The following is a 10,241-nucleotide window of genomic DNA, read 5'->3' on the forward strand; positions in this document are numbered from 1 at the left end:
CTCCCGGCCCGCCCCCCGGCGCGGCGTGAAGGCCGTGGGCGGCAAGACGGACAAGCCCTCCACCGGTGCCCGTCGGCCGGCGAAGCGCTCGCTGCGGGTGCTCGACGGAGGCCGCGCCGGCCTGCGCTGAGCCGAAGTCCCAGCCCCGCGCGAGGGGTTGATTGAATTGACAATCTGGGTCCATCTTGTCAAATCTGTCCAAGATGGGTACCGAGCTGAAATCTCCCGAGAAACCGCCGGACGACGCACGGCGGAGCCGGCTGCTGGACGTGGCGCTCAATGTCTTCCTGCGCTACGGCTTCCGGAAGACGTCCATGGACCAGGTGGCCCGAGCCGCCGACGTGTCCCGCCAGGGGCTGTACCTGCACTTCGCGACGAAGGAAGAGCTCTTCCAGGCGACGTTGCAGCACGCGATGGAGTCCTCGCTGCGGAGCGCCAGCGAGGGGTTGTCGGATGTCTCCCTGCCGCTGGAAGAGCGGCTGGTGCGGGGCTTCGACGCCTGGGTGGGCCGCTACGTCGGCATGGTGGGCGCGGACGCCAAGGACCTGACCGAGGTCCTGAGCACCATGGGGCTGGGCGAGGAGGCCATGCGCTTCGAAGCCCTGTTCCAGGAGGCGGTGGCGAAGGTGCTGCGGGCCTCCGGGCTGGTGGCCGCGTACAAGTCCACGGGCCTCACCGCGCGGCAACTCACCGACACGCTCTACGCGACGGCGCGCGGGCTCAAGTACATCAGCGGTACGCGTGAGGCATTCGTTCAAGGCATCGGCGTCGCGGTCCGCGCGCTGTGCATGCCCCTGGGAGCATCCCGATGAAGACGCGTGGTTGGCGGCGTGTGCTGCGCCGTGGAGCAATGGGTTTGGGCGCGGTGCTGGCGGTGGGCAGCCTCGTGCTCGTCGTGGACGGTTATACGGGCTTCGGCAAGAAGGCGACGGGGGCCCGGCGGGAGCGGATGGAGCGCTCGCCCCAGTGGAAGGATGGGCACTTCGACAACCCCCAGCCGCTGGTGAACCACTTCGGGGAGATGATGTCGGGGATGTTCGACGTCAGCCCGCACACCAGCCCCGGCGAGCCGATGGCGGTGGAGGCCATCAACCCCCAGCGCTTCCAGACGCCGCCCGCGACGGGGCTGCGGGTGACGTGGATGGGGCACTCCTCGCAGCTGGTGGAGATCGACGGGCATCGCATCCTGACGGACCCGGTGTGGAGCGAGCGCGTCTCGCCGTATTCCTGGGTGGGCCCCAAGCGGTGGTTCGCGCCGCCCATCGCCCTGGAGGACCTGCCGCCCGTCGACGCGGTGGTCATCTCCCATGACCACTACGACCACCTGGACCGGCCCACGCTCCTGGCGCTGAGGGACTCCGCGAAGCACTCCAAGGTGGTGTTCATCGTGCCGCTCGGCGTGGGTGCGCACCTGGAGTACTGGGGCATTCCGGCCGAGCGAATCGTGGAGATGGACTGGTGGGAGCGCACCCGTGTCGGGGAGCTGGAGATTGTCACCACCCCCGCGCGCCATGCTTCCGGGCGGTTCCTGTTCGACAAGGACGCCACGCTCTGGGCCGGCTACGCGCTCATCGGCCCCAAGCACCGGGCATTCTACTCGGGCGACACGGGCCTGTTCCCGGCCATGCGGGACATCGGCGAGCGCCTGGGGCCCTTCGACGTGACGATGATTGAGACGGGCCAGTACCACCGCGCCTGGCCGGACTGGCACATCGGTCCCGAGCAGGCCGTGCTGGCACACCAGATGCTACGGGGAAAGGTCATGATTCCGGTGCACTGGGCCCTCTTCGGGCTTGCCTACCACGGGTGGACCGAGCCGGCCGAGCGGGCTCGAGCGGAGGCCGAGCGCCTCTCCGTGACGTTGGTGCTGCCCAGGCCTGGACAGAGTGTGGAGCCGGAGGTCGAAGCGGCGGGTGTCCGGGAGCGATGGTGGCCGGAGCTGGCGTGGGAGACCGCGGCGCAACATCCCATCCTCTCCACGGGCATGGGGACGCCGGTGACGGCGAACCAGCCTGGAGGTCAGCCATGAAGGTCATCCTCTTCGGTGCGACGGGCATGGTGGGGCAGGGTGTGCTGCGCGAGTGTCTGCTGTCGCCCGACGTGGAGCAGGTGCTCGCGGTGGGCCGGGCGGAGACGGGGCAGAAGCACGCGAAGCTGCGCGAGATGCTGCTCAAGGACTTCCTGGATGCCTCCTCGGAGTCCTCGCTCGACGGTTATGACGCCTGCTTCTTCTGCCTGGGCGTGTCGTCGGCGGGGATGAAGGAGGAGGACTACCGACGGGTGACGTATGACCTGACGCTCGCGGCGGCCCAGGTGCTGGTGCGGACGAACCCGAAGCTGACCTTCATCTTCGTTTCGGGCGCGGGGACGGACAGCACGGAGAAGGGGCGCTCGATGTGGGCCCGCGTCAAGGGGCGCACGGAGAACGCGCTGGCCGCGATGCCGTTCCGCGCGGTGTACCTGTTCCGTCCGGGCATCATCCGGCCGATGCACGGCATCGAATCGAAGACGCGGGTCTACCGGGTCCTCTACAAGGTTCTCAGCCCGCTGTACCCGGTGCTCAAGGCCGTGGCTCCAAGGTTCGTGACGACCACGGAGGCGGTGGGTCTGGCGATGCTGGCCACCGCCGAGCTGGGAGCGCCGAAGAAGGTGCTCGAGAACGACGACATCAATCAGCTGGCCCGCCGCTATCTGGAGCGTCGGGCGGGCATCCAGGCCGGGCACACCTCGGCCTGACAGGGCGACATGGAACCGCGAACCCGCCGCAGCTACGAGGCCCTCCGGCTCAAGCACATCGACCGAATCTTCGGCCGCATGGTGCGCTTGCGTGCGTATGGCGGCCTCCTGCTGATGGCGGCCATCTCGGTCGCGACCCTGTGCGATGGAGCGCACTGGCGCCGCATCTGGTTGCCCGTCCAGGTGGTGGTAGCCCTGTCGTTCTTCTTCTTCGAGTTGCGCCGGTATGAGCGCGAGGGCCTCACGGAGCGCAGCATCGCCGGCAACCTGTCGCTGGGCATCCTCCTGGAGCAGAGCCTGACGTGGGGTACGGGAGGGCTCGCCAGTCCGCTGCTGCCGCTGCTGCTCCCGCTGGCCTTCGTCGGCGCCGCGGTGCTTCCGCCCCGTCAGCGGCTCGCGTTGATGGGGGAGGAGCTGGGGCTGCTGGCGCTGCTGACGGCGGCGCATCTGTTCGGGTGGACTCCGCCCTTGCACCTGTCCTTCCTGGGAGAGCCTCCGCGAGCGCTGCTCATCGCGGTGGCGGTCTGCATGTTCCTCCTGGTGGTGGTGGCCAACATCGTGGGCGCCGCCGTCCGGGGAACCTTCGAGGACATGGTGGCGGAGTCCTTCCATCAGCGCGACGAGCTGTTCGCCACGCACCGCGCCCACGCTCGCACGCTGGAGTCCTTGTCGGGGGAGATTGCCCATGAGCTGAAGAATCCCCTCGCCACGGTGAAGGGACTCACGCAGCTCATGCGGCGCGAGCCCGGGCGTGCGCAACCCCAGGAGCGACTGGAGGTGCTGGCCGGCGAGGTGTCGCGCATGCAGGACATCCTGGAGGAGTTCCTCAACTTCTCGCGTCCGCTGGTGCCGTTGTCGGTCAGCGAGGTGGACCTGGGCGCGCTGTGCGACGAGGCCGTGGTGCTGCACGAGGGGCTCGCCGCCGAGCACGGCGTGCGACTGGCCCGGGGCGGCGAGGGGCAGGTGGTCGCCGTGTGTGATCCGCGCAAGGTGAAGCAGGTGGTGATGAACCTGCTGCACAACGCCATCGACGCGAGTCCACGAGGAGGCCAGGTGATGGTGGACGTCGAATCCGGGAGCGTGGGCGACGTGCGCGTCGTCGTTCGGGATTCGGGAGCGGGGCTGTCACCCGAGGTGTCCGCGCGGGCCTTCGACGCGGGCGTCACCACGAAGTCGAAGGGCTCGGGGCTCGGCCTGACGGTGGCGCGGGCGCTGGCGCGGCAGCATGGCGGCGAAGTGACGCTGCGCAACGAGGCGTCGGGGGGCTGTGTGGCGGAGTTGATGTTGCCGCGCGAGCTTCCGGCGGACACCCTGGGCCCGGTGCGGGACGTGCGCGAGGTGGCCCATGCGCGGTGAGTCGGGCGCGGTGTCTCGCGTGCTGGTGGTGGACGATGACGCGGGCGTGCGCTTCACCCTGCGGGAGATGCTGCGCAGCCTGTCCGGCATCGAGGTGGAGCAGGCGGAGGACGGCGAGGCCGCGCTGGAGAAGCTGGCGGCGCGCCCGTTCGAGCTGGTCATCACCGACCTGCGCATGCCTCGGATGGACGGCATGGAGCTGGTGCGCCGGGTCAGCGTGGTGCCCCACGCGCCGCGCATCATCGTCATCACCGCGCATGGCTCGGAGCGCTTCGCCGTGGAGGCGGTGAAGGCGGGCGCCTATGACTACTTCCGCAAGCCTTTCGACGTGGATGAGCTGCTCGCCGTCGTCACGCGCGCCCTGGAGTCCGTGCGACTGCGGCATGAGAACGAGCGACTGACGGGGGAGCTGAACCTGTCGCGCTCCATGGTCTTCTCCTCGGAGCCCATGGGCCGGCTGGCGCAGATGGTCCAACGCGCGGGCTCTCGCGACGTGACGGTGCTCATCACCGGGGAGAGCGGCACCGGCAAGGAGCGGGTGGCGGAGGCACTGGTGCGCGCCTCGCCGCGAGCGAACGGGCCCTATCTGCGCTTCAACTGCGCGGCCCTCACCGAGGAACTCGCGGAGGCGGAGCTGTTCGGTCACTCGAAGGGCGCCTTCACCGGAGCGCATCGGGTCCGCCCGGGGCTGTTTCGCGAGGCGGATGGCGGCACACTGCTGCTGGATGAAGTCGGCGAGCTGGCGCCTCCGCTCCAGGCCAAGCTGTTGCGCGTGCTCCAGGAGGGCGAGGTTCGCCCGGTGGGTGAAGACCGGCCGGTGAAGGTGGACGTCCGCATCCTGGCCGCCACGCACCGCGACCTGCGCAAGCGCGCCGCGGAGGGGCAGTTCCGCGAGGACCTCTACTACCGGCTCAACGTGGTGCAGCTCCGCGTGCCGTCGCTGCGAGAGCGTCCCGAGGACATCCCCGTGCTGGCGCGGATGTTCCTGGACCGCTTCAGCGACAGGTTCCACACCGGCCCGCTGAAGGTGCCGGAGGGCTTCGTCGACCGGCTGGTGGCGCTGCCCTGGCCGGGCAATGTGCGCGAGCTGGAGAACACCCTGGAGAGCCTCGTGGCCCTGTCGAGCGATGGAGAGCTGGACCTTTCCCTCCTGCCCACGTCCGCGCCCCGGTCGGCTGGCGCCACGTCGGCGGGGCCCGTGGTCGAAGGGGCCCGGAGCGAGGAAGGGGAGGCCACCCCCACGGGCACGGGACTCAAGGAGCGGGTCGAAGCCTATGAGCGGGGGCTGGTGCTCGACGCACTGCGCATCGAGGGCGGAAACCGCAGCGGCGCGGCGCGGCGGCTGGGCATCGGCCGGGCCACCCTGCACGACAAGCTTCGCAAGTACGGGCTGGACAGCGCCCCGGACGAAGGCGGAGAAGGACGGGGCTGACGTCCCCGTCGAGCTCGGGAACAAACGGCGATACGGGCCGTTCGGGGGCGGTTGTGTCCCCCATGATGTCGCGTCTCTTCACTGGAGCGTGCATGTCCCCCGTGTCCCGCAGTCTCGCGGCGCTGCTTTGGTTGTCCCTCGCAAGTCCCGCCGTCGCCCAGACGCCGCCACCCCCGCCATCGAAGGCTCCTGGTGCCTCGACGCCGGAGCGCACGGAGCGCATCCGCTCGCGCTACACCAAGTTCGAGTACCGCATCCCCATGCGGGACGGCGTGAAGCTCTTCACCTCCGTCTACATCCCCGTCGATGCCTCTCCCTCCAAGCGCTATCCCGTCCTGCTGGTGCGCACGCCCTACAGCGTCGCGCCCTATGGGTTGGATCGCTACAAGACGCAGCTCGGGCCGAGCGAGGCGTTCGAGAAGGAGGGCTTCATCTTCGTGTTCCAGGACGTGCGCGGCCGGCTCATGTCCGAGGGTGACTTCGTCAACGTGCGTCCCATCAACCCGAAGAAGGGCGCGAAGGACACCGACGAGAGCACCGACACGTTCGACACCATCGACTGGCTGGTGGCGCGCGTGCCGAACAACAACGGCAAGGTGGGGCAGTGGGGCATCTCCTATCCCGGCTTCTACGCCTCCGCGGGCGCCATCAGCGGCCACCCGGCGCTCAAGGCGGTGTCTCCGCAGGCGCCCATCGCTGACTGGTTCTGGGACGACATGCACCGGCATGGCGCCTTCAACCTGTCGCTCGCGTTCAACTTCTTCTCGGGGTTCGGCAAGCCCCGGCCGAAGCCCACGGACAGCGAGGACTGGTCGCGCTTCGAATACGGCACGCCGGACGGCTACGAGTTCTTCATGGACCTGGGCCCGCTGAGCAACGCGGACACGAAGCACTTCAAGGGCGACGTCGCGTTCTGGAAGGACGTCACGGCGCATCCCAACTACGACGCCTTCTGGCAGGCGAGGAATCTCCTGCCGCACCTGAAGGGCCTGAAGGCGGCGATGCTGGTGGTGGGCGGCTGGTACGACACCGAGGACCTGTATGGCCCGCTGCGGACGTACGCCGCCATCGAGAAGCAGAACCCGGGCGTGGCGAACACGCTGGTGATGGGCCCGTGGCAACACGGGGGCTGGGTGGGCACCGAGGGGTCCGAGCTGGGTGACGCCGAGTTCGGCTTCAACACCTCAGACACGTACCAGGAGCTGGGCCTGGCCTTCTTCAAGCAGCACCTCAAGGGGGGCGAGAAGGCGGCGGTGCCGGAGGCGCTGGTGTTCGAGACGGGCGCCAACCGCTGGCGCCAGTTGGAGAGCTGGCCGCCGAAGGGGCTGCGTGAGACGCGGCTGTTCTTCCAGCCCAAGGGCGGGCTGTCCCAGCAGGCACCCACGGGCACGACGGAGTCCTTCGCGGAGTACATCAGCGACCCGGCCAAGCCGGTGCCGTACACGCAGGAGATCACGACGCGCTGGAGCAAGAACTACATGGCGGAGGACCAGCGCTTCGTCGCGAGCCGCCCGGACGTGCTGGTGTTCGAGACCGAGCCCCTGGAGCAGGACCTCACGCTGGCGGGCCCGCTGGAGGCGGACCTGTGGGTTTCCACGACGGGCTCGGACGCGGACTGGGTGGTGAAGCTGGTGGACGTGAATCCCGGCAAGCCTCGCGGCTGGAGTCGGGCCGACGCGGAGAAGGGCGAGAAGAACCGGGGTGGGCAGCAGACGCTGGTGCGCGGCGAGCCGTTCCGCGGTCGCTTCCGCGACAGCTACAGCGAGCCCAAGGCCTTCAAGCCCGGCGAGGTGTCGAAGGTGCGCTTCGCCATCAACGACGTCTTCCACACGTTCCAGAAGGGGCACCGGGTGATGATCCAGGTCCAGTCGAGCTGGTTCCCGTTCATCGACCGCAACCCGCAGACGTACGTGCCCAACATCTTCGAGGCGAAGGAGACGGACTTCACGCGCTCCTTCCATCGCGTGTACCACTCCGCGGCGCACCCCAGCTCCATCAAGGTGGGCGTGCTGCCAGCGCTGGATGCACAGGGCAACTGAGGTGAAGCGCGCGAGCGCGGCGGTGCATCTGTCCAGCACTGTCCGCTCGCGCTCGAAGGGCGGATGACGGAGCGGGATTTCCCTCCCGTTCCTGTTACCTTTTCGCCCGCACGGAGGGATGGGACGGTCATGACTGGCACCGAGGGGCCCGAGAGCGGGCCGGTGCGGCTCGACGGGAGTGAGGGTGAGGGAGGAGGGCAGATCCTCCGCTCGGCGTTGTCGCTGTCACTCATCACCGGACGGCCGTTCCACATCACCCGCCTGCGCTCGCGGCGGGAGCCTCCGGGGTTGCGGCCCCAGCACCTGGCCTGTGTGCGCGGCGCCGAGGCCCTGGGGGGCACCAGCGAGGGCGCCACGGTGGGCGCCTCCGAACTGTCCTTCACGCCGAGCCCCGTGCGCGCGGGGGACTATCTGCTGGAGGTCGGCACCGCGGGCAGCACGCCGCTCATCTTCCAGTGCCTCGTCTATCCGCTGGCGCTGGCCGGGGGCGGGAAGCTCACGCTGAGGGGCGGCACACACCTGCCGCACAGCCCCAGCTTCCACTACGTCGCCACGGTATGGCAGCCGGTGGCCCACGCGTACGGGCTCCCCGTGCACCTCACCATGACGCAGGCGGGGTTCTATCCGGAGGGCGCGGGGGAGATGGTGGCCCACGTCTTTCCGCCGCAGGAGCCGCCCCGGCTGGTGGAGCTGCCCGCGCGGGGGATGCTGCGCGAGGTGCATGTCTCGTCCTTCGTGGGAGGCCTGCCGTTCGCCATCGCCGAGAAGCAGTCACGCGCCGCCGTGGCCGTGCTGCGGGAGCGGGGCATCCTGGCCGAGGCGGAGAACCGCCCGTTGCCGGTGAGCCGCTCGCTGGGCACGGTGACGTTCGTGCTGGCGCAGTTCGAGCACACCATCGCCGGCTTCACCGCGCTGGGGGAGAAGGGGCGGCCCGCCGAGGACGTGGGGCGCGAGGCCGGCGAGGCCCTGGCGCGCTTCATGGAGACGGGGGGCGCGCTGGACGAGTCGCTGGCGGATCAGATTCTGCTGCCGGCGGCGCTGCTGGCCGCGGGGCGCCTGGGGCCGGTGACGCCGGGCACCACGCGCTTCACCGCGGCTCGGGTGACGGACCACCTCACCACCCATGCCCGCGTCGTCGAGCGCTTCCTCCCGGTTCGAGTCCGGGTGGAGGCGGGCGGCGCGGTGGAGGTGGCCCCGGCTTGAGGGCCGGGGTGGGGTGGCTCAGGCCGCCTCGTCGTCGCCGCGGTTGGCGTTGTTGCCGAAGGTGTTCTCGTTGCCCATCTCCTTCGAGGTGGACCGGAAGGCGCGGAACCCGAAGGGGATGGCGACGAGGAACACGAGGCCGGCGAGGCCCACGGCCTTCCAGGGAAAGGGCTGCGCCTTCACCTGGATGTCCTTGCCATAGTTGTTGAGGTTGTTGCCCATGGCGCGCTGCTTGGCGGCCTCGCGCTCCTCGGCGGTGAGTTCACGAGGGGCGTTGAATTCCTGGACCGGTTTGCGCGGCTGAGCCAGTGCCGCTCCGCCGCCGGTCGCGAGCGCGAGGACCAGGAGGAGTCGGGCAAGGGAGGGATTTCGCATGAGGGGGGAGGCTATCACGACCCAACGGGAGTGCTGAACAGGGCTTGCACCGGGAGAGCGTGTCCAGTACGCGCCAGGGGGCCCACATCGACCCCGGACGCCATGCTGCGCCTGCCCTTCATCGCCCTCGCCAACCTGTTGCTGCTCCTGCGAACCCTGTTGGGTGCGCCCTTCCGCCTGTTCGCGGCCAGTCATCGGCCCGCCTATGTGCGCTTCCGGCTGGCGGGGGATCCTCCGTACCGGGAGCAGCGCAAGCCCCGGTTTTCGCTGGGGGGAGGCTCGCGTCCGGAGCCCGCGGACGTCACCTCGCTGGAGCGGTTCGGCGAGTCCCTGAGGCTGCTCGCGAAGGACCCCAAGGCGAAGGGAATCCTCCTGGAGGTGGAGGAGCTGGGGTTGCCGGGGGCGAAGCGGGACGCGGTGGTGGCGTTGCTGGCGGAGTTCCGGGCGGCGGGCAAGCGGGTGGTGTCCTGGGCGGTGATGGTGGACACGGACACGTACCCGGTGCTGTGCGCGGCTGACGAGGTGCTCCTGGCCCCGATGGGGCGGCTGGAGCTGGTGGGGTACTCGGCGGAGTCCACGGCGCTGGGCGAGGGGTTGTCTCGGATTGGCATCCGGCCGCAGTTCATCCGGCGGGGTGACTACAAGACGGCGCCGGAGCTCTTTACGCATCCGGAGGTGTCGGACATCCAGCGGCGCACGGTGGAGTCGTTCCTGGACGAGCGCTACGCGACGCTGGTGGACGCGGTGTCGGTGGCCCGGCGCAAGACGCCTGAGGAGGTGAGGGCGCTCATCGACCAGGGCCCCTACAGCGGGCCGAGGGCGAAGGCGGCGGGGCTGGTGGACGCGCTGGTGGACGAGGCGGACCTGCCGTTGCACCTGGGGTTGGTGAAGGTGGAGGCGGGGAAGGAGCCGACGGACGTCGAGGACACGGAACTGGAGGCGCTGGACACGTATCTGGAGACGGTGCCGTTCCCGCCGGTGAAGTGGCGGCGGTTGAAGCGGAAGCCTCGGCTCGCGTTGGTGCCGGTGTCGGGGATGATCGTGCCGGGGAAGGGGAACGCGGGCGGGCGGCTGGCGACGGTGGATGCGGTGGTGAAGGG

9 protein-coding genes are annotated in these 10,241 nt (G+C 69.6%); 8 read left to right on the forward strand and 1 reads right to left on the reverse strand.

All coding sequences use genetic code 11. The annotated features are described in order from the left end of the window. Positions 1 to 203 precede the first annotated feature (203 nt). The 7 genes from HUW62_RS42355 (at position 204) to rtcA (ending at position 8,766) form a co-directional block, all read left to right on the forward strand. Positions 204 to 812, forward strand: coding sequence for a TetR/AcrR family transcriptional regulator (locus HUW62_RS42355; protein ID WP_163867286.1), 609 nt, complete (start codon positions 204 to 206; stop codon positions 810 to 812). After that, the gene (locus HUW62_RS42360) at positions 809 to 2,029 is read left to right on the forward strand and encodes an MBL fold metallo-hydrolase (RefSeq protein WP_163867287.1); all 1,221 of its coding nucleotides are present in this window, start codon (positions 809 to 811) and stop codon (positions 2,027 to 2,029) included. The genes HUW62_RS42355 and HUW62_RS42360 overlap by 4 nt, the downstream gene beginning before the upstream one ends. Beyond that, positions 2,026 to 2,736 carry an epimerase gene (locus tag HUW62_RS42365; RefSeq protein WP_176437669.1) on the forward strand — a complete coding sequence of 237 codons (711 nt, stop codon included), beginning with the start codon at positions 2,026 to 2,028 and terminating at the stop codon, positions 2,734 to 2,736. The genes HUW62_RS42360 and HUW62_RS42365 overlap by 4 nt, the downstream gene beginning before the upstream one ends. A gap of 9 nt (positions 2,737 to 2,745) precedes the next feature. Beyond that, positions 2,746 to 4,092: a HAMP domain-containing sensor histidine kinase gene (locus HUW62_RS42370; RefSeq protein ID WP_176437670.1), complete on the forward strand. Its 1,347-nt coding sequence runs from the start codon at positions 2,746 to 2,748 to the stop codon at positions 4,090 to 4,092. After that, the gene (locus HUW62_RS42375) at positions 4,082 to 5,524 is read left to right on the forward strand and encodes a sigma-54 dependent transcriptional regulator (RefSeq protein ID WP_176437671.1); all 1,443 of its coding nucleotides are present in this window, start codon (positions 4,082 to 4,084) and stop codon (positions 5,522 to 5,524) included. Before HUW62_RS42370 ends, HUW62_RS42375 begins: the two co-directional genes overlap by 11 nt. A gap of 92 nt (positions 5,525 to 5,616) precedes the next feature. Then, on the forward strand, positions 5,617 to 7,563 hold the full coding sequence (locus HUW62_RS42380) for a CocE/NonD family hydrolase (RefSeq protein WP_176437672.1): 1,947 nt from the start codon (positions 5,617 to 5,619) through the stop codon (positions 7,561 to 7,563). Between the two features lie 129 nt (positions 7,564 to 7,692). Further along, on the forward strand, positions 7,693 to 8,766 hold the full coding sequence (gene rtcA, locus HUW62_RS42385; protein WP_163867292.1) for an RNA 3'-terminal phosphate cyclase: 1,074 nt from the start codon (positions 7,693 to 7,695) through the stop codon (positions 8,764 to 8,766). 18 nt (positions 8,767 to 8,784) lie between these two features. Here the strand turns inward: rtcA and HUW62_RS42390 are convergent, their stop codons facing one another. Further along, on the reverse strand, positions 8,785 to 9,141 hold the full coding sequence (locus HUW62_RS42390; RefSeq protein WP_176437673.1) for a hypothetical protein: 357 nt from the start codon (positions 9,139 to 9,141) through the stop codon (positions 8,785 to 8,787). Between the two features lie 102 nt (positions 9,142 to 9,243). Here HUW62_RS42390 and HUW62_RS42395 point away from each other — a divergent pair. Continuing rightward, the coding region (locus HUW62_RS42395; protein ID WP_176437674.1) for a S49 family peptidase at positions 9,244 to 10,241 on the forward strand (998 nt) is incomplete at its 3' end.

This window comes from Myxococcus sp. AM011, assembly GCF_013372595.1.
Lineage (GTDB): Bacteria > Myxococcota > Myxococcia > Myxococcales > Myxococcaceae > Myxococcus > Myxococcus eversor.

Coding starts and splice junctions, on each gene's coding strand:
- HUW62_RS42370 (WP_176437670.1), top strand. CDS start 2,746: ATGGAACCGCGAACCCGCCGCAGCTACGAGGCCCTCCGGCTCAAGCAC.
- HUW62_RS42355 (WP_163867286.1), top strand. CDS start 204: ATGGGTACCGAGCTGAAATCTCCCGAGAAACCGCCGGACGACGCACGG.
- HUW62_RS42380 (WP_176437672.1), top strand. CDS start 5,617: ATGTCCCCCGTGTCCCGCAGTCTCGCGGCGCTGCTTTGGTTGTCCCTC.
- HUW62_RS42390 (WP_176437673.1), bottom strand. CDS start 9,141: ATGCGAAATCCCTCCCTTGCCCGACTCCTCCTGGTCCTCGCGCTCGCG.
- HUW62_RS42365 (WP_176437669.1), top strand. CDS start 2,026: ATGAAGGTCATCCTCTTCGGTGCGACGGGCATGGTGGGGCAGGGTGTG.
- HUW62_RS42360 (WP_163867287.1), top strand. CDS start 809: ATGAAGACGCGTGGTTGGCGGCGTGTGCTGCGCCGTGGAGCAATGGGT.
- HUW62_RS42375 (WP_176437671.1), top strand. CDS start 4,082: ATGCGCGGTGAGTCGGGCGCGGTGTCTCGCGTGCTGGTGGTGGACGAT.
- rtcA (WP_163867292.1), top strand. CDS start 7,693: ATGACTGGCACCGAGGGGCCCGAGAGCGGGCCGGTGCGGCTCGACGGG.